Below are 21,428 nucleotides of genomic sequence, written 5' to 3'. Positions count from 1 at the left end.
ACCGAGGAGAGAACTGTGAATGCTGTGACCCGGCAGACGCAACCAGACGACAAGACCACCACCGCGCCTCCGCGCACTCTCGCGCAGAAGGTGTGGGACTCCCATGTCGTGACCAGAGGGGAGAACGGCGGGCGGGACCTGCTGTACATCGACCTCCACCTGATCCACGAAGTCACCAGCCCACAGGCATTCGACGGACTGCGGCAGAACAACCGGCCGTTGCGTCGTCCCGACCTGACCCTGGGCACCGAGGATCACAATGTCCCGACCCTGGGTGTTCACTCGGGAAACCTCCTGGAGATCGAGGACAAGGTCTCACGGCTGCAGGTCGAGACCTTGCGCAAGAACTGCGAGGAGTACGGAGTCGTCCTGCACTCCATGGGCGACGGCGACCAGGGCATCGTCCACACCGTCGGCCCGCAGCTCGGCGCGAGCCAGCCCGGGATGACCATCGTCTGCGGCGACTCGCACACCTCGACCCACGGGGCTTTCGGCTCCATCGGCATGGGGATCGGCACCAGCGAAGTCGAACATGTGCTGGCGACCCAGACCCTGCCGCTGGCACCGTTCAAGACCATGGCGATCGAGGTCAGCGGTGAACTGCAGCCCGGCGTCACGGCCAAGGACCTGATCCTCGCCATCATCGCGAAGATCGGTACCGGTGGAGCGCAGGGACACATCATCGAGTACCGCGGTGAAGCCATCCGCAAGCTGTCCATGGAAGGTCGCCTGACGATCTGCAACATGAGCATCGAGGCAGGCGCACGGGCCGGGATGATTGCCCCGGACGACGTGACCTTCGACTACCTCAAAGGTCGCAGGTACGCGCCGACCGGCCAGGACTGGGACGAGGCGGTCGAGTACTGGCGCTCCCTGCAGACCGACGAGGGCGCGACCTACGACACCGTCGTCGAGATCGACGGGTCTGCACTGACCCCCTTCGTCACCTGGGGCACCAACCCGGGCCAGGGGCTGCCGTTGGACGGCGCTGTCCCGTACCTGGAGGACATCACCGATGAGACCGCCCGGATCTCGGCGGAGGCCGCGCTGGAATACATGGGTCTGGAGCAGGGCACGCCCCTGCGCGAGATCGGCATCGACACCGTCTTCCTCGGATCGTGCACCAACAGCAGGATCGAGGACCTGCGGGCCGCCGCCGAGGTGCTGCGTGGCCGCACCGTCGCCTCGTCGGTGCACATGATGGTGGTGCCGTCATCCACCTCGGTCAAGACCCAGGCGGAATCTGAGGGACTCGACAAGGTCTTCCTCGACGCCGGCGCGGAGTGGCGTACGGCGGGGTGTTCGATGTGCCTGGGTATGAACCCTGACCAGCTCGCCCCTGGGGAGCGGGCGGCATCGACATCGAACCGCAACTTCGAGGGCCGCCAGGGTAAGGGGGGACGCACCCACCTGGTCTCACCACCCGTCGCTGCGGCGACCGCGGTCCTGGGACACCTCGCCAGCCCGTCCGATCTGCCCGCCCTCAGCGTCGAGAAGGGAGCCTGAGCACCATGGAGAAGTTCAGCACACACACCGGTGTCGCCTGCCCGCTGCGCCGGTCGAACGTGGACACCGACCAGATCGTGCCCGCCGAGTACCTCAAGCTGGTCACGAAGACCGGATATGAATCGGGCCTGTTCAAGTCCTGGCGGCGCGACCCCGAGTTCGTGCTCAACCAGGAGCCCTTCGCCGACTCGACGGTACTGGTCGCGGGACCCGACTTCGGCACCGGCTCGTCCCGTGAGCATGCTGTGTGGGCGCTGCTGGACTACGGGTTCCGTGTCGTCTTTTCCCCGCGCTTCGGTGACATCTTCCGGGGCAACACCGCCAAGAACGGCCTGCTCGCTGCCACGATGACCCCAGAGGACATCGAACTGATCTGGAAACTGATCGAACAGCAGCCCGGTGTGGAGATGACCGTTGATCTCGAGGCACGCACCGCCACCCTGGGCGAGTATGTCTTCGCCTTCGAGGTGGACGACGACACCCGGTGGCGTCTGCTCAACGGCCTCGACGACATCGGCATCACTCTGCAGGACGAGACGGCGATCTCCGACTACGAGTCGACCAGGCCGTCCTTCAAACCCGTCATCAGGTAGCAGGTAGGGCCCGCGGCAGAGGACTCGGCCGACTGGCAGGGGTAAGCGTCGGTTTCCGTCGGAGATCCGACCTGCGGCTCGGCCGTCGGGCCAATTCCGCTGCCACCTCTGCGGCCCCTGCCGTCCAGGTTATATCGCCACCGAAAGTGACGTAGGCTCAGGGAGTATGGAACGTCACCAGCACATCATTCCGCGCATACGCCTGCAGGCGGGGGACCACGGCGTGGTCGGTGCCGCCCGCTTCTACACCGACGTCTTCCGCCCCTTCGAGGAGGCGGGCCTGGAGCTCGGCGCGGCCGGGGTGGTGGGGACCGACGGTGGTGTGGAGCTCGCCGTTGCGGGGCTCCGACTCCACCTCACCGATGCCGCTGACAGCCGCGACGGGGCACCGGTCACACCGGCGACGAACTTCCTGGTGAATATGGACCCGTTGTTCTTCGGCTGGTCCGCGGACGGCAGCGAGGATGATCGTCGTGCCGCCTCGGCCCGGGCCCGGGCAGTCCTGGAGACAGTCTGGGAAGGTCTTGTCGCCGACGGGGCGACGGTGCTGATGCCGCTGGGGGAGTACCCGTTCAGCGCCCGCTACGGGTGGGTGCAGGACCAGTTCGGGATGAGCTGGCAACTCATGCTCACCGATCCCGCCGGTGCACCCCGCCCGGCCCTGATCCCGTCTTTCCTGTTCTGTGGCGCGGCACAGAGCCAGGCGGGCGAGGCGGTGGAGACCTGGACGCGGGTCTTCGGCGAGGTATTCGACGGTGACACCTCCGGACGGTCCCGTCCGGGGGCACTGGTCACCTACACTGACGACACCGGGCCGCTGTCGCCGGATCGGTGATGTTCAGTGACGCCCAACTGGCAGGCGTCTGGGTGTCAGCGATGGACTCCGGTGCGGAGCAACCCTTCACCTTCACCGACGCCGTGACATTCCGGGTCGACTGCGACACTCCCGTGCAGGCGGAGATGCTACGACGTGAACTCGGCCTCGACGGTGCAGGCCTGGACCGCTTCGGGGTGAGGTGGGAGCCGGTTCTGACCGACGGCTGAGCCGACTGACATGGCTGAGAAGCCCGGGAAGCTGGAGGCGCTACCGCACCGGCAGTGGTGAGGCCAGGTAGTCTGCACCGAGCAATGTGTCGTCTGCTCCGAAGTGCAGGACCCACACACTGCCCTTCTTCGTGCGCAGATCCTCGATCTCGAAGCCGGCGTCCTCCGCCAGACCGGCGACGACGGTGGGAATGATCTCCCCCTGGGAACACACCACGCTCACCGGCGCGGAGCTGGCCTGGACCAGCGCCTCCATGACGGTACGGGCGGAGTGTTGCAGCGCGGCATCGCCGAGGTTGACGTCGGTCTCGATGTCGAGGCCGAGCTGGTCCGCCGTCGGTTCCACCGTGGCACGGCACCGTTCGGGCACGGCGGTGAACACAGACTTCGGCTGGTACCCCTCCAGCACCGTGGGAAGGGCGGTGGCCTGGCGGTGTCCCTTCTTCGTCAGGGGACGGAGAGCATCGTCCTCTTCCCAGTTGTCCCGGGACATCGCCTTGGCGTGACGCACGTAAAGCACCCGCCGGGTGCACCCGAGGGAGAGCACCTCCTCGGCGGCTGTGATGACGTCCCGGTCAGCGTCGTAACTGACCTTCGCTTTGGCGTCATCGGGGGACAGCCAGCACAACTCGTCGACCTCGTTGTTGTCCTGGAAACGGCCGTCGGTGACCTCGGCGGTCCAGTAATAGACGACCTTGGTCTTGCTGCCGAGCGGGTAGTGGATGTAACCGAGCAACCATCCCAGGGTGGGGGTGTACCCGGTTTCCTCGGCGATCTCCCGGGTGGCGGTGGCGATCATGTTCTCCCCGGGATCGACCTTGCCTTTCGGCAGGGACCAGTCGTCGTAGTGGGGGCGGTGGATCACGGCGATCTCTATCGCGTCGCCGTCGTCACCGTTGCCGGCGGTTTCGGGGGTGCCGGGCCCGGCGGGCCTCGTGCGGCGCCACAGGACGGCGCCGGCGGCGAAGACGGGACGCTCGAACTCATCGGCAGGTGCGCTGCCGATCCGGGCGACGTGGCCGACCGGGGCGTCCCCCGTCCCGGTGGTCTGATTGGACGTCTCCTTGTCGAGGTTTCTCGATGCCAGGGAGGTTGACAGGTCTCCGGTGCCGGTGTGGCTGATCAAGGGGGGACGCCTTCCCGAGCACACCGGTCCGGTCGAGCCGTCACCACGGACCGGGTGCGTCATGGTTCAATGTTGGGGAGCAGAAGTGCCGGAACTTTTTCCGTCCACCAGCGTAGCGGTGATGGTCGCGGAGAACGTAATAGACGAGACAGAGGAGCGCACAAGAATGGTTCGGGTAGCGGTGATGGGGTCGGGCTCCTGGGGGACGACGGTGGCCAAGGTCTGTGCCGACACCGAGATCGGGGTGCGCCCGGCGCCGACAGGGTCCGCGGCCAGCCCGTCGGTGACATTGTGGGCTCGGCGGGCGGAGATCGCCGCGGAGATCAACGACGAGCACCGGAACTCGACCTACCTGCCGGGGACCGTCCTGCCGCCGTCGGTCACCGCCACGACGGATCCCGCCGCGGCGCTCGACGGCGTCGACGTCGTCTTTCTCGGCGTTCCGTCACAGTCCCTGCGGGAGAACCTGGAGCAGTGGCGCGACCTCATCCCGGCGGACGCTACCCTGGTGAGTCTCGCGAAAGGCATCGAACACTCGACAGGTAGACGCATGAGCGAGGTCATCGCGGAGGTGGCCGAGGTTGACCCTGGTCGTGTTGCGGTGCTGTCGGGGCCCAACCTGGCTGTCGAGGTCGCCCAGCAGCAGCCTGCGGCGAGTGTGGTCGCCTGCACCGACGACCGTCGTGCACGGCTGGTGCAGTCCGCGTTGGCCACCGACTACTTCCGTCCGTACACCAACGACGACGTCATCGGCTGCGAGGTCGGTGGAACCTGCAAGAACGTCATCGCCCTGGCCTGCGGCATGGCCGCAGGGATGGGGATGGGCCATAACACCATTGCCACGGTGATCACCCGCGGACTCACGGAGATCACCCGGCTGACCGTGGCGCTCGGCGGACAGGAACGTTCCATGGCGGGACTGGCGGGTATGGGAGACCTGGTGGCGACGTGTAACTCGCCGCTGTCACGTAACCGCACCTTCGGTGAGCGTCTCGGTATGGGCGAGTCTCTGGAGCAGGCCAGTGGTGCGACCAAGGGGCAGGTCGCCGAGGGCGTGATCTCGAGCATGTCCGTCGCCGAGCTGGCGGAGGCACACGGCGTGGAGATGCCGATCACGCGCGAGGTTGTCAGGGTGTGCCACCACGGTGGGGACGTGCAGACCGCGATCCGGGCCCTGATGGGCCGTACCAAGAAAGCCGAGTGACCCGGGATCCGGGTGCGACCGCTACACTTGGTCCCCGTGAATCTCCCCGTGAATACCCCCGCGACCCCGGCCGGCGACACCTCCGCAGGACACACCCGTACCACTGTGGCGGTGCTCTACGGAGGTCAGAACACCGAACACAGCGTGTCCTGCATCTCCGCCGGTGCGGTGATGGCCCACCTGGATCCTGAGCGCTACACCATCGTGCCGGTGGGCATCACCCGCGACGGGGTCTGGGTGAAGGGGACCACCGACGTGGAACAGCTGCGTGCCCACGGCCGTGAGCTCCCGGAAGTCTCCCGGGGGCGTGCCGTCACCTTCGACCTCGGAGGGACGCGTGGTGCTCAGCTACGTTTCGGTGACGGTTCCCTGTACGCCGAGGTCGACGTCGTCTTCCCCGTCCTGCACGGCGTCAACGGTGAGGACGGCACCGTCCAGGGGTTGCTGGAGCTGGCGAACGTCCCCTACGTGGGCAACGGTGTCTTCGCCTCAGCGACGTGCATGGACAAGCAGTACACCAAGGCCGTCGCCCGGCATGCCGGAATTCCGGTGGGCGAGAGGTGATCGTCACTGAACGCCGGATCCTCACAGACCACGAGAAGGAATCGTTGGGACTGCCGGTGTTCGTCAAACCGGCGCGGGGTGGGTCGTCGATCGGGATCTCGAAGGTCAGTGACTGGGAGGATTTCCCAGCCGCCCTGGAGACCGCCCTGGCCGCAGACAGCAAGGTCCTGGTCGAATCTATGCTGCAGGGCCCGGAAGTCGAGTGCGGCGTGCTGCAGTACCCGGACGGGACGATCCAGGCGTCCTACCCCTCGATGCTGATGGGCACCGAGGACGGGCCTGAGGGGTTCTACGGTTTCGACACGAAATACCTGGACGACATCATCACCTACGAGATCCCGGCGCCACTGCCGGACGACCAGGTCGCCGAGGTCCGTCGTCTCGCCGTGGAGACTTTCCGGGCATTGGGCTGCTCCGGCCTGGCACGGGTCGACTTCTTCGTGACAGCTGAGGGGCCGGTCCTCAACGAGCCGAACACCATGCCCGGCTTCACCCCGATCAGCATGTACCCGAAGATGTTCGCCGCCAGTGGCGTGGACTACCCCGACCTGCTGGACATCCTGATCGCTCAGGCGCTGGCGACGTAACGACGGCGCGTACCGTCGCCGATGACGCCGCCGGACCCGGGCCCCGTCTACTGTTCGGCGGTGCGCTCCAGATTGTCGTCGATGGCCTCGGAGACAGCGGTGAGCACGCTGTTCCCCGCGTCCAGTGGCAGGGACATCGCCACCGTGTCGGCGTATCCCAGCGCGTACCAGACTCCTGCGGTCGACCCTTCCGCCAGGGCGGTGTCCTGGAACCAGGGGACCTCGTCGATCTGGGTCAGCTGTGCGCCGGCCTCGTAGCTGTCCGGAAGTTCCGCACCGCACCGTAGGACGACCGGTTCACGGCCCTCGGCGACCCAGACCAGAGAGCCGTCGACTGCGTCGGCGGTCTCCGGATCCATCGTGTCCGGGTCAAGGCGGCGGTAGTCGCCGAGAGCGTCCGGCAGTGCGTCTTCCAGTGCCGAGCAGTCGGGGCTGTGCGCGGCGGGCTGGTCGGCCAGGGGGACATCTCCAGGCGTGGGGGCGTTGTCGCTGTCGCCGTGACGGGCGATGACCTCGCCCAGGTCACTCAGGTCACTGGCGGTGATCCGGCCGTCGGTGGTGACGGCGACGACGGGGGAGTGCCCGACGGAGTACCACGTGGTCAGTTCGGACCCCGGTGTTGCATCGGCGACCTGCAACCACTGTTCGCCACCATTGTCCTCGACCGAACTCAGCAGGGTGTACTGGGCGGGGGCGTTGACGCCGCACCGCAGGGAGAGTTCTGTACCGCCGCTGTCCCGGTAGCCGGCGGTTCCGTCCGGCGCGGGGTCGGCCACGCCGACGTCCCGGTAGTCCCCGAGACGGTCAGGTAGATCGTCGGTGATGTCGGTGCAGACGGACGTGTCGGCGTCCGGTGCATCCACCGGTCCCATGGCCACCGGGGTGTAGACGCTGCGGTCCACCAGGATCTTCGCCCCGACAAGAACGAAGACGACGAACACTACCGCGATCAACAGTGCCAGGACGGCTCCCCTGCGTCGGACGATTCCTTGTCCGTCGGTGCTGCTACCCTGATCGGTGACCTTAGACCGTGAAGACATGCGGATGATTCTACGGCCCCCGGGGCGAAAGTCCCGATCCCCGGGGTGAAGTGGACCCGCTCGCTGTCGGCCAGGCACGGTGCGTGACGATTCGAGGAGACCGATGACGGGAAAGGCACCAGGGAAGCTCACCGTGGCGCAGGCGGGCGAGGCGGCGACGATCGCGGCGATTCGTGAAGCAGCCCCCAGTGAGATCAACGGTGATGACGCGGCGGTGCTTGACCCTGCACCGCCGAACTCCCGCCATCTCGCGACCACGGACGTCCTCGTGGAGGGCGTGCACTTCCGTTTCGACTGGTCGAGCCCGTTCGAGGTCGGCGCGAAGGCGGTGACCCAGAATTTCGCGGACATCCAGGCGATGGGCGGACGGCCGACGGCTGTGCTGATGTCCTTGGCTGCGCCTGCGGACCTGGAGCTGGAGATCGTCTCCGAGATCGCCCGTGGAGTCGGGGAATGTGCCGCACCGTGGGCCGTGGAGCTCGTCGGAGGCGATGTGGTCTCCTCGACCCAGCTCGTGGTGTCGTTGACCGCGATCGGTGTACTGGCGGGGCCGGATCCGGCAATGACCATTGACGGCGCCCTCCCCGGTCATGAGGTGATCGCCAGCGGGGTGATCGGGCATGCTGCTGCCGGGGAGGCGATCCTGCGTTACTTCGGCTCGCGGGACGCCGTCCCGGACAACGCTGTGCTGCAGGACCTGGTGCGACGGCACTGTGCACCGGAACTCGTGGTCGGGAGAGGTTCGGTGGCGCGTGCCGCCGGTGTGTCGTCGATGACGGACAACTCCGACGGCCTGCTGCGGGACCTGACGACACTCGCGACCCGTTCGGAGGTCGACCTGGACCTGGACGGGGCTGCCCTGACCCCGGACGCCCAGCTCTACTACGCCGGAGAGGTGCTCGGAGTGGACCCGTGGGAGTGGGTGCTCACCGGCGGTGAGGACCACACCCTGATTGGCACCACCGCGCAACAGGTGCCGGCCGGCTACCGGACGCTCGGAACCGTGCGTGAGGCCGGGGAGGCACCGGCGGTCACCGTGGACGGTCAGCCACCGATCTACACCGGAGGATGGGATTCCCTTGGCTGAATCCGACACCGTCGCCGGGCGGATCCTCGCGACGATCCACGCGTCATGGCGCAACGTGCTTGACGCCTCGTCCGTGGAGTCCGCGGCAGAGTGGACCGCTGCCAGGCTCGCGGAGGGGGAGCCTGTCCAGCCCGCCCCGGAGAACATCTTCCGGGCACTGTCACGCCCTGTGTCCGAGACCAGGGTCCTGATCCTCGGGCAGGACCCGTACCCCACCCCCGGCCATGCGGTGGGACTGTCCTTCGCATCGACACCGCAGACCCGCCCGCTGCCGAAGTCACTGGTGAACATCTACACCGAGTACGAGTCTGACCTGTGCCTGCCACGGCCCAGCTCGGCTGACCTGTCGCCGTGGACAGATGCCGGTGTCATGTTGCTCAACCGGGTGCTCACCGTGCGGGCCGGTGCAGCGAACAGTCATCGCGGCCACGGATGGGAGGGCATCACCGGGGCGGTGGTCGAACACCTTGCACAACGTCCGATGGTGGCGATCCTCTGGGGTAAACAGGCTCAGGACATGGCTGCGGTCATCGGTCGCGACCGGTGCATCCTGTCGCCGCATCCGTCACCGCTGTCGGCGTACCGGGGTTTCTTCGGCTCCCGACCGTTCACCAGAGCCAATGAACTTCTCGAGGCGCAGGGTGCAGCCCCGGTCAACTGGGATCTCTCCGGCCAACGGGACGGCGGTTCCTACGGTGAGGAGGCGTCATGCTGACAGGAGCGCACGTCGCCTCCTGGGCGGAGCAGGCCGCAGCCGGTCTGAGCCGGCACAAGGACGAGATCAACGAACTCAATGTCTTTCCGATCCCGGATTCAGACACCGGGTCGAACATGACCGCGACCATGGAGGCGGCGGTCAACCGTATGCACCAGGATCACGGGGACGCGCGGTCCGCTGCCGTGACCCGGACGAGTGTCGCTGATATCGCAGGGTCCCTGGCGGCCGGGGCAGTCACCGGTGCCCGAGGAAACTCGGGTCTGGTGCTGAGCCAGTTCCTCCGGGCACTGGCCGATTCTGCTGCGGCCTCGCGCCGGGATGAACTACCGGTCACAGCCCTTCCCGGAATGTTGCACCGGGCGGAGAAGCTCGTCCGGCGGGCAGTGTCGGTCCCCGTGGAAGGGACAATCATCACGGTTCTGCATGCAGCGGCGGAGCAGGCCTCGAAGAGCCTGGAGTCCGCCGACCCCCAGGAACCGGTCACCGCCGCCGACGTCGTCCGGGCCACCCGCGACGCCGCCATGGAGGCGCTTGCCGAGACCACGTCCCAGCTTCCGGAACTCGCGTCCGCCGGAGTCGTCGATGCCGGCGGACGAGGGCTGGTGGTGATCCTGGACGCCCTGGTCGATGCGTTGTCCGGGAAGGAACCGGTGTCATCCGATGGTGACGACGGGTCTGGCAGGGCTGGTGACGATGTCGATGACGTGCAGGTCACAGGCCGCGCGGGACGGACTCCGGTCGCCGAGATTGAGGTCATGTTCACCTACCAGGCCGATGACCGTCAGCTCGATGAGCTGCGTGAGCAACTCAATCTGCGGGGGAACAGCGTGGTGATCGTCCCCGGAGAGGCCACCGGGACGTGGCGGGTGCACGTGCATACCGTGCACGGCGGTGCCCTGATCGAGCTGGCCTACCGTACCGGTACGGTCAGTGACCTCGTCCTGGAAGTCCTGCCGGAAGTGAAGGAACCTGAGCCGTCCCGGGGCACTGCCCCCGTCCTGGCTTTGGCTCCGGAGGGTGGCCTGCGCGAGATGTTCGCGGGTGCCGGCGCCACGGCCGGCGACACCCAGACGATCATCGCCGAGTTCGAGCGCCGGGGTACTGGGTGCATTGTGTTGACCAACGGGCAGGACACCACCGAACTCTTCGGCCGCCTGTCCTCATCGACGGGAGAGGCGACGGTGGTTGACACCGAGTCCTTCGTCGGCGGACTGGCCGCACTGGCGGTCTACAGTCCCACCTCCGACCTGGACGAGAACGCAGAGGAAATGGCCGATGCAGTGTCCGCACAGCGGTGGAGGGAGACTGACGGTGGCCCTGGAGCGCTCAACGCGATCGTCGAAGATCTGCTCGCTGACGGGGGAGAACTCGTCACGGTCCTCTACGACCGGCTTCGTGACGGGGACGAAAGCCCCGCGGACGCCGGTGACTCCGATGATCCTGTCGCCGACATGGTCGAGTCACTCCGGTCGCTCCACCCGTCGGTGGAGGTCCACTGCTACCGCGTCCCCGGACTGGGTGCCCGGGCGCAGGTCGGGGTGGAGTAGATGCTCGGGTGGGACGATCCGCGGCCGTTGAGCCTGGTCATCTCCCCGGAGCGGGCGCGCAAGCTCGCCGGCAAACCCGGGCTGGCGACGCTCGGACAGGCGCTGATGAACTTTCCGACCGGATATGTCCACACCAGTGGCACCGGGACGATGACCGGCGACGACACCGACGCGGTCCACGGTGGGGTCTGGACCGATGCCCTCATCGAGGGGGAGCTCCTCACCTGTCTCGGTGAGGTGACGTGGGTCCAGCTGCAGGACAACCGGGCGAGGAAGGGGCCCCGGGAGATTCTCGCGTTTCGATTCAGGGTCGACGGGGAGGATTTCTCTTCCGCACTGTTCGGGGCTGCCCGGAGCCACCAGCCGTTCATCACCGTCGGCGCGAAACTGATGCTCTCCGGCAAACTCAAGCTGTTCCGCGACGAGTGGCAGTTGCGTAACCCGAGCTACATCACCCTGCACCCCGGGCCCGGCCCGGACGGTCAACAGCTTGAGGGTGAAGCCTATGACGCGGCTTTCGGTGCTTTCGGTCCACTGGAGACCATCGTCGAGGTCGCCGGGGGAATGCGTGCCGCGCAGGAGCTGCTCTCGGTCCCGTGGCTGCCGACCTATCCGCGCAGGACCGGCACCACCGGGGCGGAGGTCCTCGCTGTCACCGGACATGTCCTCGAGGCGATGGGACGACCGTCGGACATGCTGCCTGCTCCAACGGAGGTCACCGGTGCACCCGCATGGCCGACTGTCGACGGACTCCCGCTCGTGGACTTCGCCACCGCGCTCCATGACATCCACCGCCCGCCTGAAGACGGGCCGCAGGAAGCCCGGAACCGCCTGATCTTCAATGAGGCACTTGCCCTGCAGCTCGTCATGGCGTTGCGGCGGGCAGACACCACCGCCCGACAGGGACGTGCGGTGGTCGACATTGAAGACGAATCACGTTACTCGACCCTGGTCAGGGCCTTACCCTACGAACTGACTGAGGCACAGCAGGCGGCGCTCGACACCATCGGGCAGGCGATGGGCACCGACACTCCCATGAGCATGCTGCTACAGGGTGATGTCGGGTCGGGCAAGACAATTGTCGCGCTGTTGTCGATGCTGCGCGTCGTCGATTCCGGGGCCCAGTGTGCGTTCCTGGCGCCCACGGAGGTGTTGGCTGCACAGCACTACAAGACGCTCACCGGTCTGCTCCAGGGAACCGGGGTGACGGTGTCCCTGCTCACCGGCTCCCAGTCGGTGTCCGAGAGACGTGACACACTGCTCGACATCGTCTCCGGAACCACCGACATCGTCATCGGCACCCACGCGGTGATCCAGGATGCCGTGGAGTTCTACGACCTGGGCATCGTCGTGGTCGACGAGCAGCACCGCTTCGGCGTGCGGCAACGTGACAAACTACGCGAGGAGTCGCCGGTCGACAGGACTCCGCATCTGCTGGTGATGACCGCGACGCCGATACCCCGCACGGTGGCGATGACGATGTTCGGGGATCTGTCGGTGTGCACGCTCGACACGTCCCCGGTCGGACGCGGTGTGGTGCAGTCCCACGTCGTCCCGATGTGGAAACCCGCCTGGGTCGACCGGCTGTTCGCCGTGATCCGGGAGCAGGTCGAGGGCGGGCACCGTGTGTTCATCGTGGTGCCGAAGATCGAGGGCTTCGGTGGAGTCGACAATGTCGCTGACCGGCTGGAGTCCGGCCCCTTGCAGGGGCTGAGGATCGGGCGTCTCCACGGAAAGATGTCGGAGAAGAGCGAGGTCATGGATGACCTGGCCAGAGGAGGGATCGACGTTCTCGTGTCGACCACCGTCGTCGAGGTCGGGGTGGACATCCCCGAGGCAACGGTCATGGTCGTCATGGACGCCGAGAACTTCGGAGTCAGTCAGCTGCATCAGCTGCGGGGACGGGTCGGCCGTGGATCGGATGCCTCGTTGTGCTTCCTGACCACCATGATCAACCCGGAGGCGGAGGAGACGACGCCGACGGCCGCGGCATCGTACCGACGGCTGGAGGCTGTCGCCGGGACGACTGACGGTTTCGCCCTGGCGGAACTGGACCTGCAGACCCGTACCGAGGGAGACGTCCTCGGTGAAAGCCAGTCGGGCGCACGGGTGCGACGCGCCCGGCTGCTCAACCTGGCCACCGACGGTGAGATCGTCGCTGAGGCCCGGCGCTACGCGGAGGACCTCGTGGACTATGACGAGGCCCTGGCCAGGGCCCTGGTCGCGGATTTCACCGAAGGCGACCAGGAGTACATCGAGCGGAGCTGACCGGCACGATAGAATCCGGGGCATGGACATTCACGCCCCCTTTGCCGGGATCGTCAGATTCGCTGTCGCCGACGGTCAGACCGTCGCCACCGGCGACCGGCTCGCCGTTGTCGAAGCCACCAAACTCGAGAGCGCCGTAGACGCACCGGGCCCCGGTGTCGTGCACCGCGGCGTGGTTGAGGATTTTGCCCGTGTCGACGGCGGCGACCTGCTGCTGAGCCTCGGGGAGGACTGATCTCCGGTGACACGTATTATCTCGGGCACCGCCCGTGGACGGAAGCTCCGGGTGCCTGCCGACGTCACACGTCCGACCGCCGACCGCGCGAGGGAAGGCCTCTTCTCTTCTCTGCAGGTTCGTTTCGGGTTCGAGGGAGAGGTGGTCCTGGACCTCTTTGCGGGGTCGGGCGCGCTCGGGCTCGAAGCAGGTTCGCGGGGAGCCGCCGAGGTGACGTTGGTCGACGACAACCACCGGGCGTGCGAGACGATCCGGTCCAATGCCGCCGTGGTCGGTCATCCCAACGTGCACGTCGTTGAATCGAAGGCTTCCAGCTTCCTCACGACCGCCCCACACAACCGTTTCACCATGGTGCTGGCAGATCCTCCGTACGAACTCGCCGACGAGGCGGTCGATGAGATGGTCGTCGCGCTGGTGCCGACCTTGATGAAGGATGCTGTCGTCGTCGTCGAGCGTCACGTCGATTCCGCCGAGGTCACGTGGCCGGACGGTTTCGAGAAGACCAACCAGAAACTCAAGAAGCGTACCTACGGGATCGCCCGCATGGACATGGCCATCTGGCGGGGGACCGCCTAGACACACCCGGGTACGGGAGGGGCGGGGCGCTCAGCCACCGGACGGACGCTCGCGTTCATGTCCGATCACCGACGGCCGACGGATTCTGTCGATGTCGACGTCGAGCCCCGGGTACCGGTTCGTGAGCGCCCTGGTCGTATCGCGGACGTAGTTGTCCCATGACGGGCCATTCCTGCGGATACGACGCCACGTGACCCGGACGCCGTCGTCGACGTCGGTTACCTCGGCTCGGGCGACCCGACCCGGCCACACGTCGGCAGGATTACGGACCAGAGACTCGGCGATGGAAGCCACGTCACCGGTGCCACGGCCACCGGCTCTCCACCGCAGCCGAATATGCGCGGACCGTCCGGCGAGATCTCCCAGGCTACTTGTGATCAATCCGGTGAGGGCGTCGAAAATCGTAGAAAGCATGACCCGCCACCTTACCGGTGTCCGTCAGCACAGTTCCGGCACACTTGCGGGATACTGAGGGAGAGCCCGGAAGGTAGGATCAACCCCATGCGAGTCTGCTGCCCCGGGTCATTCGACCCCGTCACCAATGGTCACCTCGACATCTTCACGCGTGCTGCGCGGAACTTTGACGAGGTGACTGTCCTGGTCACCTACAATCCGAATAAGTCCGGTCTGTTCACCGCAGAAGAGAGGATGATACTGATCCGCGAAGCGCTCGACGCCAGCGGTGCGCCGGAGGCCGAGAGAATAACGGTGGATACCTGGGACCGGCTCCTGGTGGACTATCTCGCCGACAACAGTATTCCGGCCATGGTCAAGGGACTACGAAGCTCGCTCGACTACGAGTATGAGTTGCCGATGGCGCAGATGAACCAGCGTCTCTCCGGGGTGGAGACCTTCTTCCTGCTGACGAATCCAGAGTACGGCTACGTTTCCTCGACGATCTGCAAGGAAGTTGCCAAGTACGGCGGTGACGTCAACGGCCTGTTGCCGGAGAACGTCGCCACTGCGGTGGCGACCAAGTACGGCAACTGACGGAAGCTGCGCCGACGGGTCTCGTCCCGGCTCTGCGTGTCACATCCGTACCGTCCGCCACATTTCTGGCATGCTGGGACGCATGTACAAGACTTTCCAGGGCCTCGATGATCTCCAGAACATGGTTGACCAGGCGTACGGCGTTCCCATGACGTCCAACTGCATGGTCCCGCGCCGCGAGGTCCAGGACCTGCTGGACGAGGTCCGCACCGCTATCCCGGTCGAGATGGACGACGCCCAGGATGTCCTCGACCACCGTGACGGCATCATCGCCAACGCAGAGGACGAGGCGGACACACTCGTCCGCGACGCTGAGGCACAGCGGGACCGTATCCTTGAAGACGCACGTCGTCAGGCCGAGGACATGGTCAATGACGCTGAGGAACGTGCCCACTCCACGGTGGCACGTGCTGAATCCGAGGCGGACCGCCTGGTGTCTGACGCCCGCGCCGAGTACGAGCAGACGACCTCACGCGCCGAGGCGGAGGCCGAACGCCTTGTCACGGCAGGTAACGAGTCCTACGACCGGTCGGTCAACGAGGGTATCGCCGAGCAGCAGCGGCTCGTCGGCGAGTCGGAGGTTGTGCGTGTCGCGGAAGAGGAAGCCCGCAGGATCGTCGAGTCGGCACATTCCGACTCCGACCGGTTGCGGCGCGAGTGCGACCACTACGTCGACTCCACGCTCGCCCAGTTCGAGGAGTCGCTCACCGGGACGCTGCGCACTGTTTCCCGTGACCGGTCGGCCCTGCGCAAGGGTGCCGGTGTGTCGGGGGTTCGCCAGAGTGACAACGGGGGACGGGACGCTGTGCGACGGGAGTCGCGTGGTGAGTACCGCGAGGAGTACCGGGACGGCTACCGCGACTGATTCGCACAACCCCCGGTCTCAAGGGTAGAAACATGGTGTGAGTAACGATCCTTTTCTCCTTGATGTCCGAGAGCCGCTCGTGTCCGTGGGTGCGCCGCACCATGTGACGACTTCCGGGGCAGCTCCCGTCCGCCTGGGCGGTGAAATGCTCGGCGTCGCTGAGGGGGCACCGGTCGAGGTCGTGGCCGACATCACGAACCTGGGGGAGTCGCTGCTGGTGGACGCAACGGCATATGCCCAGGTCAGCGGCCAGTGTTCGCGGTGTCTCAGCGAGATCAGCCAGGAGGTTTCGCTCCATGTCAGTGACGTCTTCGGGACGACACCCGACTTCATCTCCGGTGATGACGCGGACGAGGGCGACGAGCCCCACATGGTGCAGGACGACCGGGTGGACATCACCCAGCTGCTCGTGGACGAGGCAGGGTTGAACCTGCCGTTCAATCCGGTGTGCGAGGACTACGGGCAGTCCTGTTCCGACGCGACCCCGGCACCTGACGGTGTCTCGGGGGAAGAGGAGATCGTGGACCCGCGGTGGGCGGCCCTCGCCGACAAATTCCCCGGTGCGGGGCAGGATGCTCCGTCTGACTCGGACGAGGATGCCTGATGGCACGCAAACGCCGTCTCACCGGTGAGGCCGCACTCGAGGCCGCTTACTCGAAGACCGACCACGCCCCACTGCTTGAGGCGTGGGGCGTGGACCTGCCGGACGACATGCTCCGGCTGGCTCTCTCTCACCGTTCCTTCGCCAACGAGAACGGAAATCTGCCCAACAACGAGCGTCTGGAGTTCCTCGGCGATGCCGTTCTGGGGCTGAGTGTGGCCGAACAGCTCTACGTGCAGTTCCCGGAACGCTCGGAGGCGGACATCTCCAAGATGCGCGCCGGCGTGGTCAACATGTACGCCCTCGCGGACGTCGCCCGCGAGCTCGGCATGGGTGACAACATCCTGCTGGGTCGCGGCGAGATGCTCACCGGTGGCAGCGACAAGCACTCGATCCTCGCCGATTCGGTGGAGGCCATGCTCGGGGCGATCTACCTCGTCCACGGATTTGAGACGGCTCGCCAGGCCGTCCTGCGGATCTTCGAGGACCGCATCACCACGGCACCGTCCACCGGTCTGACGATGGACTGGAAAACCGTACTGCTGGAGAAGCTCAGCGATCTCCGCATCTCCGGCGACCCGGCATACGCCTCTGCCGCGGAGGGGCCGGCTCACGACCAGACATTCCATGCCACCGTCACCATCGGCGACACCGTGCGAGGGCAGGGGAGCGGCCACACAAAGAAGGAAGCGGAACACAACGCCGCCCGTGAAGCCTACAAGGCCCTGAGCTGACGCATGCCCGAACTCCCTGAGGTCGAGGTCGTCCGACGAGGTCTGGCTGAGCACATCCTCGGAGCCGAGTTCGAGCACACCGAGGTCCTCCATCCGCGTGCGGTCCGCGGGCAGGACGGCGGGGCGGCGGCGGTCGTCGCGGGGCTGCGTGGGGCCCGTGTGGGCGATGTACGCCGACGCGGGAAGTACCTGTGGTTGGACCTTGCAGAACGAGGCAACCTACTGGTGCACCTGGGCATGTCCGGCCAGATGCTGCTCGGGAAACCGGGACAGGTCGTGTCGCCGCACGTCCGGATCCGGTCCCGGCTGACGACAGCGCCGGGGGAGCCACTGGAGCTGACGTTCGTGGATCAGCGGACCTTCGGACGCTGGGAACTGACTACGGCCGACCCGGTACCGCATATCGCGCGTGACCCGATGGACCCGGCGTTTGATCCGGTCGGGGCCGCCAGGTCGGTACGTCGTCGTCGGTCCGAGATCAAACGGGTGCTGCTCGACCAGACTGTGGTCTCCGGTATCGGCAACATCTACGCGGATGAGGCGCTGTGGGCTGCCGGGGTGCACCCTCGCAAGCGGGCAAGCGCGATGCGCCAGCAGGACGTCCTGCGGGTGCTCGATGCGGCACGCCAGGTGATGGCACGTGCTCTGGAGGCGGGCGGAACGTCTTTCGACGACCTCTACGTCAACGTCAACGGCGCATCGGGGTACTTCTCCCGGTCTCTGAACGCCTACGGACGGACGGGGGAGCCGTGCCACCGGTGCGGGACGCCGCTGGTGCGGGAACAGTGGATGAACCGGTCCTCGCATTTCTGTCCGGTGTGCCAGACAATGCGCTGACGCCGAGAACAATATTTCGCTATTACGTAATTACGTAAATGTGCTATCCTCTCGACCATGGCCGATCGTGACTCCTTGAATGACAGGGTTTCCCAACTCGAAAGCCGGGTCCGGGATCTGGAACGCGCGTGTGCCGGCAACAAGCCGGATCCTGGTGAGGCTGCAGCACCACAGTCTGATGCCGCGGGGCCCGATGACAACGACACGTTCTGGGCGCTCAACGGGCTCGTCGACCAGATGGGGCAGTCCGGCGGAGTGACCTACACCGGCCATGTGACACCACCAGGCAGCGACTCGCCGGTGTCCTGGCAGATGGGACTGGCGGCCGCTGACCTCGAGGACACCGATTTCTCGGGAGCCGCTGAGATTCTCTCTGCTGTCGGTCACCCCGTCCGACTCTCGCTGCTTCAGGCGATTTACGAGGGGAAGACGACTGCAGCCCAGCTCGGTGCCGATGAGCGCTTCGGTACAACGGGCCAGATCTACCACCATCTCCATGCGCTGTCGGGCGCGGGATGGCTCGAAAACACCCGACGCGGGCACTGGAGGATACCTGCACAGCGGATCATCCCGCTTCTCACTCTCGTTCTCATCGGCACCCACTGACGATTCCGTACCTCATAAGGCAAGGAGAAGACGGCAATGAAAAAACCGACGCCGCAGTGTTGGTCGGCGCGGTGCTGGTAGCCGGCACACTGATCGCTGCTGCACCTGCCCCACGGGGTTTTCAGGGTGAGCCGACCGGTGATCCGGAACTGGCTGCGGAGGTGACGTCATCCGTCGGACCAGGTCACTAGCAGCATTATTCTGCTGCGCACGTCACGGGAGACGAGGTGACATGGGCAGGGCAGGGTGCCGACGAGGATACGGAGTTCGAGATCGGATCGATCACGAAGACCTTCACCGCGGCACTGTTCGCCGACGCCGTCGGGCGGGGCGAGGTAACGCCGTCCACCAGGCTGGACGAGATCTGGCCGGAGCTCCATGGGAAGGAGGCGGGACCGGTCGACCTGGAGTCCATTGCCATGCAGCGGTCCAGGCTCCCGGCCATGATGCCCCATGCCAACGCGGTGGATGCGACCATGTCGGTGATGTCATCGCTGGCCCTGCAGGATCCTTACCGTGCCAGCGATGAGGAGGTTGTGCAGTCGCTTGCGGATGCCCCGGTCGGTGAGCAGGTTCCGGAGTACTCCAACTACGGTTTTGCGGTCCTGGGCCAGGCGTTGTCCGAGGTGACCGGCCAGAACTATGCTGACCTCGTGCGACAACGCATCACCGAGCCATTGCACATGGAGAGTACCTACGTGCCTGGGGGTGCCTACGGGTTGTCTCACGGTTACAGTGCGTCCGGTCTGCCCGCGGCCCCCTGGACCCTGGCGGGTACAGCGCCTGCCGGTGCTGTCCGTTCCACCGCGCACGATCTGAGTGCCTGGCTCCGCGCAGTCAGAGAAGGTCATGCTCCTGGGGCGGATGCGGCGGTACCGCGTGAGAGCTTCGATGATCATGATGACATCGGCTGGGCCTGGTTCACGACAACAACCACTCCAGCGGTGACGTGGCATAACGGCGGGACGGGCGGTTACCGCTCGTACCTCGGTTTCGACCGGGACTCGGGCGAGGGCATCATCATGTTGTCGGATGCCGCCGTCGGCGTCGACGGAGCAGCCGATGTCATTGCGCAGGCCGATGACTCCTAGTCACTGCGGCGGCGACAGCCGGTCCAGGAAACACGGCCGTAACATGGTGAGCCACACAAAGTGATCTGTGCCACCTCCAAGCGTGTTGATATGGGACATTGCTCCACTGCCCAGTAACGTCCGGAAAATGACGGATTTCATCACCTCCATGAACGACGGCGTGTGGAGCGTCGTCGTCTGGGCACTCGTCGGCGCCGGCCTGTACTTCGGTGTCCGTACGGTCCTGGTCCAGCTGCGATTGTTTCCCCAGATGTTCGGTGCGGTCGCCGAGTCACCGTACGAGGACGACGAGATGCTCAGTCGAGATTCCGACGCAGCCTCGAAGAAGGGCATCTCTCCGTTCAAGGCCTTCACCATCTCCGCGGCATCACGTGTGGGCACGGGGAACGTTGCCGGGGTCGCGGTGGCCATCACCCTCGGCGGCCCCGGAGCGGTGTTCTGGATGTGGATGATCGCGATTCTCGGTGGCGCCACCTCGTTTGTCGAGGCCACACTCGCGCAGCTCTACAAGACACGCGACTACGCCAACAACGCCTACCGTGGTGGTCCTGCGTACTACATGACCCGCGGTCTGAACAAACCCGTCCTCGCCGTTATCTTCGGCATCGTCATCACCCTGACCTTCGGGTTCATCAACAATGCACTGCAGACCAACTCGATCGTCGAGTCCATGGGCCGCTCCGCGGATAATGACGGACTGACCCTCAAGATCATCATCGGTCTCGCCGTCGCCGCACTCACGGCGGTCATCGTCTTCGGTGGAGTCCAGCGCATCGCATCGTTCACCCAGGTAATCGTCCCGTTCATGGCGGTGGCCTACATCGGTCTGGGACTCATCGTGGTCCTGATGAACCTGTCCGAGATTCCAGGTGTCTTCGCCGAGATCGTCTGCCATGCCCTCGGCTTCCGTGAGGTCGCTGGTGCGGCAGTCGGTGCAGCATTCATGAACGGGATGCGGCGGGGACTGTTCTCGAATGAGGCAGGTCAGGGTTCCGTGCCCAACGCAGCCGGAACTGCAGCAGTCTCGCACCCGGTCAAGCAGGGCCTCGTGCAGACCCTCGGCGTCTACTTCGACACCCTGATCGTCTGCTCGGTGACCGCCTTCATCATCCTGCTGTCCAATCCGCCGTTCGGTGAAGAGATTCAGGGAGCCAGCCTCACCCAGGACTCGATGGCCTCCCAGGTCGGTGACTGGGGAATCCACGCGGTCACGTTCATCCTGTTCTTCCTGGCGTTCTCCTCGGTGATCGGCAACTACTACCTCGCCCAGTCCAACGTGGAGTACTTCACGAAGAACCCGGCGGTCATGTTCGGCTTCCGGCTGCTCGTCGTCCTGTGCGTCTTCCTCGGAGCCATCGTCAACGTCCCGGTCATCTGGGCGCTGGCAGACACGTTCACCGCGATCATGGTCGTGGTGAACCTGTGCGCCATCATCCCGTTGTGCCCGGTTGCGCTCAAACTGCTGCGTAACTACACCGACCAGAAGAAGCAGGGACTTGACCCGGTCTTCCGTCGCAGCATGCTTCCCGAGCTGAAGAACATCGAGTGTTGGGATGACAAAGACGAGTCCTTCAACGCGGTTCCGGCGCAGACGCTCCGCGGTTAAGCT

The 21,428-nt window shown here is 65.8% G+C and carries 21 protein-coding genes and 2 pseudogenes; 20 read left to right on the top strand and 3 right to left on the bottom strand.

Translation table 11 applies throughout. The features are described from left to right. Positions 1–15: 15 nt before the first annotated feature. The 4 genes from leuC (at position 16) to BJF89_RS05375 (ending at position 3,143) form a co-directional block, all read left to right on the top strand. Positions 16–1,506 (top strand): 3-isopropylmalate dehydratase large subunit, encoded by a 1,491-nt coding sequence (gene leuC, locus BJF89_RS05390; RefSeq protein WP_075813370.1) that lies wholly within the window; start codon positions 16–18, stop codon positions 1,504–1,506. Positions 1,507–1,511: 5 nt separating this feature from the next. Beyond that, complete coding sequence (gene leuD, locus BJF89_RS05385; protein ID WP_075812922.1) at positions 1,512–2,099, top strand: 3-isopropylmalate dehydratase small subunit; 588 nt, start codon at positions 1,512–1,514, stop codon at positions 2,097–2,099. A 166-nt stretch (positions 2,100–2,265) separates the two neighbouring features. Continuing rightward, entirely contained in the window at positions 2,266–2,934 is a 669-nt protein-coding gene (locus BJF89_RS05380; RefSeq protein WP_075812920.1) for a VOC family protein, read from the top strand. After that, complete coding sequence (locus tag BJF89_RS05375) at positions 2,934–3,143, top strand: VOC family protein (RefSeq protein ID WP_075812918.1); 210 nt, start codon at positions 2,934–2,936, stop codon at positions 3,141–3,143. Before BJF89_RS05380 ends, BJF89_RS05375 begins: the two co-directional genes overlap by 1 nt. A gap of 40 nt (positions 3,144–3,183) precedes the next feature. Here BJF89_RS05375 and BJF89_RS05370 read toward each other — a convergent pair whose 3' ends face one another. Then, positions 3,184–4,269 carry an NUDIX hydrolase gene (locus tag BJF89_RS05370; RefSeq protein ID WP_075813368.1) on the bottom strand — a complete coding sequence of 362 codons (1,086 nt, stop codon included), beginning with the start codon at positions 4,267–4,269 and terminating at the stop codon, positions 3,184–3,186. A 166-nt stretch (positions 4,270–4,435) separates the two neighbouring features. On the opposite strand from BJF89_RS05370, the gene BJF89_RS05365 reads away from it, so the two are divergent. Both BJF89_RS05365 and BJF89_RS05360 read left to right on the top strand, forming a co-directional pair. After that, entirely contained in the window at positions 4,436–5,473 is a 1,038-nt protein-coding gene (locus BJF89_RS05365) for an NAD(P)H-dependent glycerol-3-phosphate dehydrogenase (RefSeq protein WP_083650507.1), read from the top strand. A 48-nt stretch (positions 5,474–5,521) separates the two neighbouring features. Then, positions 5,522–6,624, top strand: a pseudogene (locus tag BJF89_RS05360) (D-alanine--D-alanine ligase family protein). Between the two features lie 47 nt (positions 6,625–6,671). Here the strand turns inward: BJF89_RS05360 and BJF89_RS05355 are convergent. Then, positions 6,672–7,664: a DUF3515 domain-containing protein gene (locus tag BJF89_RS05355; protein ID WP_075812914.1), complete on the bottom strand. Its 993-nt coding sequence runs from the start codon at positions 7,662–7,664 to the stop codon at positions 6,672–6,674. Positions 7,665–7,767: 103 nt separating this feature from the next. On the opposite strand from BJF89_RS05355, the gene BJF89_RS05350 reads away from it, so the two are divergent. Genes BJF89_RS05350 through BJF89_RS05325 form a run of 6 tightly spaced genes read left to right on the top strand, consistent with a single transcriptional unit; the run spans position 7,768 to position 14,095 of the window. Further along, on the top strand, positions 7,768–8,751 hold the full coding sequence (locus BJF89_RS05350; protein WP_075812912.1) for a thiamine-phosphate kinase: 984 nt from the start codon (positions 7,768–7,770) through the stop codon (positions 8,749–8,751). Then, positions 8,744–9,466 (top strand): uracil-DNA glycosylase, encoded by a 723-nt coding sequence (locus BJF89_RS05345; RefSeq protein WP_083650506.1) that lies wholly within the window; start codon positions 8,744–8,746, stop codon positions 9,464–9,466. The genes BJF89_RS05350 and BJF89_RS05345 overlap by 8 nt, the downstream gene beginning before the upstream one ends. Beyond that, on the top strand, positions 9,460–11,016 hold the full coding sequence (locus tag BJF89_RS05340; RefSeq protein WP_075812910.1) for a DAK2 domain-containing protein: 1,557 nt from the start codon (positions 9,460–9,462) through the stop codon (positions 11,014–11,016). The genes BJF89_RS05345 and BJF89_RS05340 overlap by 7 nt, the downstream gene beginning before the upstream one ends. Next, positions 11,017–13,284: an ATP-dependent DNA helicase RecG gene (locus tag BJF89_RS05335; protein WP_075812908.1), complete on the top strand. Its 2,268-nt coding sequence runs from the start codon at positions 11,017–11,019 to the stop codon at positions 13,282–13,284. Positions 13,285–13,306: 22 nt separating this feature from the next. Further along, entirely contained in the window at positions 13,307–13,519 is a 213-nt protein-coding gene (locus BJF89_RS05330; RefSeq protein WP_075812906.1) for a biotin/lipoyl-containing protein, read from the top strand. 6 nt (positions 13,520–13,525) lie between these two features. Next, the gene (locus tag BJF89_RS05325; RefSeq protein WP_075812904.1) at positions 13,526–14,095 is read left to right on the top strand and encodes an RsmD family RNA methyltransferase; all 570 of its coding nucleotides are present in this window, start codon (positions 13,526–13,528) and stop codon (positions 14,093–14,095) included. 30 nt (positions 14,096–14,125) lie between these two features. On the opposite strand, the gene BJF89_RS05320 is transcribed toward BJF89_RS05325, so the two are convergent. Then, positions 14,126–14,509 (bottom strand): hypothetical protein, encoded by a 384-nt coding sequence (locus tag BJF89_RS05320; protein ID WP_075812902.1) that lies wholly within the window; start codon positions 14,507–14,509, stop codon positions 14,126–14,128. An 87-nt stretch (positions 14,510–14,596) separates the two neighbouring features. Here BJF89_RS05320 and coaD point away from each other — a divergent pair, with 87 nt between their 5' ends. The 8 genes and pseudogenes from coaD to BJF89_RS05280 all read left to right on the top strand — a co-directional run bounded on the left by coaD (position 14,597) and on the right by BJF89_RS05280 (position 21,425). Next, positions 14,597–15,085 (top strand): pantetheine-phosphate adenylyltransferase, encoded by a 489-nt coding sequence (coaD, locus tag BJF89_RS05315; RefSeq protein WP_075812900.1) that lies wholly within the window; start codon positions 14,597–14,599, stop codon positions 15,083–15,085. An 82-nt stretch (positions 15,086–15,167) separates the two neighbouring features. Further along, positions 15,168–15,950 carry a DivIVA domain-containing protein gene (locus tag BJF89_RS05310; protein WP_075813364.1) on the top strand — a complete coding sequence of 261 codons (783 nt, stop codon included), beginning with the start codon at positions 15,168–15,170 and terminating at the stop codon, positions 15,948–15,950. A 37-nt stretch (positions 15,951–15,987) separates the two neighbouring features. Next, positions 15,988–16,554, top strand: a complete 567-nt coding sequence (locus BJF89_RS05305) for a DUF177 domain-containing protein (protein ID WP_075812899.1) — start codon at positions 15,988–15,990, stop codon at positions 16,552–16,554. After that, positions 16,554–17,285 (top strand): ribonuclease III, encoded by a 732-nt coding sequence (gene rnc / locus BJF89_RS05300; RefSeq protein ID WP_075812897.1) that lies wholly within the window; start codon positions 16,554–16,556, stop codon positions 17,283–17,285. The genes BJF89_RS05305 and rnc overlap by 1 nt, the downstream gene beginning before the upstream one ends. A gap of 3 nt (positions 17,286–17,288) precedes the next feature. Next, positions 17,289–18,122 carry a bifunctional DNA-formamidopyrimidine glycosylase/DNA-(apurinic or apyrimidinic site) lyase gene (gene mutM / locus BJF89_RS05295; protein ID WP_075812895.1) on the top strand — a complete coding sequence of 278 codons (834 nt, stop codon included), beginning with the start codon at positions 17,289–17,291 and terminating at the stop codon, positions 18,120–18,122. A gap of 57 nt (positions 18,123–18,179) precedes the next feature. Beyond that, positions 18,180–18,728: a helix-turn-helix transcriptional regulator gene (locus BJF89_RS05290; protein WP_075812893.1), complete on the top strand. Its 549-nt coding sequence runs from the start codon at positions 18,180–18,182 to the stop codon at positions 18,726–18,728. A gap of 224 nt (positions 18,729–18,952) precedes the next feature. Next, positions 18,953–19,819, top strand: a pseudogene (locus tag BJF89_RS05285) (serine hydrolase domain-containing protein); the annotation flags it as partial. Between the two features lie 127 nt (positions 19,820–19,946). Continuing rightward, positions 19,947–21,425 (top strand): sodium:alanine symporter family protein, encoded by a 1,479-nt coding sequence (locus BJF89_RS05280; RefSeq protein WP_075812889.1) that lies wholly within the window; start codon positions 19,947–19,949, stop codon positions 21,423–21,425. Positions 21,426–21,428 lie beyond the last annotated feature (3 nt).

The organism is Corynebacterium sp. CNJ-954, from assembly GCF_001942345.1.
Lineage (GTDB): Bacteria > Actinomycetota > Actinomycetes > Mycobacteriales > Mycobacteriaceae > Corynebacterium.
The sequence above is the reverse complement of the archived record's forward strand: the minus strand, read 5'-3'. Positions and strand labels throughout refer to the sequence as shown.

Excerpts from the sequence above, each read along its gene's own strand:
- leuD (WP_075812922.1), top strand. The coding sequence starts at position 1,512 with ATGGAGAAGTTCAGCACACACACCGGTGTCGCCTGCCCGCTGCGCCGG.
- BJF89_RS05380 (WP_075812920.1), top strand. The coding sequence starts at position 2,266 with ATGGAACGTCACCAGCACATCATTCCGCGCATACGCCTGCAGGCGGGG.
- BJF89_RS05375 (WP_075812918.1), top strand. The coding sequence starts at position 2,934 with ATGTTCAGTGACGCCCAACTGGCAGGCGTCTGGGTGTCAGCGATGGAC.
- BJF89_RS05365 (WP_083650507.1), top strand. The coding sequence starts at position 4,436 with ATGGTTCGGGTAGCGGTGATGGGGTCGGGCTCCTGGGGGACGACGGTG.
- BJF89_RS05355 (WP_075812914.1), bottom strand. The coding sequence starts at position 7,664 with ATGTCTTCACGGTCTAAGGTCACCGATCAGGGTAGCAGCACCGACGGA.
- BJF89_RS05350 (WP_075812912.1), top strand. The coding sequence starts at position 7,768 with ATGACGGGAAAGGCACCAGGGAAGCTCACCGTGGCGCAGGCGGGCGAG.
- BJF89_RS05340 (WP_075812910.1), top strand. The coding sequence starts at position 9,460 with ATGCTGACAGGAGCGCACGTCGCCTCCTGGGCGGAGCAGGCCGCAGCC.
- BJF89_RS05335 (WP_075812908.1), top strand. The coding sequence starts at position 11,017 with ATGCTCGGGTGGGACGATCCGCGGCCGTTGAGCCTGGTCATCTCCCCG.
- BJF89_RS05330 (WP_075812906.1), top strand. The coding sequence starts at position 13,307 with ATGGACATTCACGCCCCCTTTGCCGGGATCGTCAGATTCGCTGTCGCC.
- BJF89_RS05320 (WP_075812902.1), bottom strand. The coding sequence starts at position 14,509 with ATGCTTTCTACGATTTTCGACGCCCTCACCGGATTGATCACAAGTAGC.
- coaD (WP_075812900.1), top strand. The coding sequence starts at position 14,597 with ATGCGAGTCTGCTGCCCCGGGTCATTCGACCCCGTCACCAATGGTCAC.
- BJF89_RS05310 (WP_075813364.1), top strand. The coding sequence starts at position 15,168 with ATGTACAAGACTTTCCAGGGCCTCGATGATCTCCAGAACATGGTTGAC.
- rnc (WP_075812897.1), top strand. The coding sequence starts at position 16,554 with ATGGCACGCAAACGCCGTCTCACCGGTGAGGCCGCACTCGAGGCCGCT.
- mutM (WP_075812895.1), top strand. The coding sequence starts at position 17,289 with ATGCCCGAACTCCCTGAGGTCGAGGTCGTCCGACGAGGTCTGGCTGAG.
- BJF89_RS05290 (WP_075812893.1), top strand. The coding sequence starts at position 18,180 with ATGGCCGATCGTGACTCCTTGAATGACAGGGTTTCCCAACTCGAAAGC.
- BJF89_RS05280 (WP_075812889.1), top strand. The coding sequence starts at position 19,947 with ATGACGGATTTCATCACCTCCATGAACGACGGCGTGTGGAGCGTCGTC.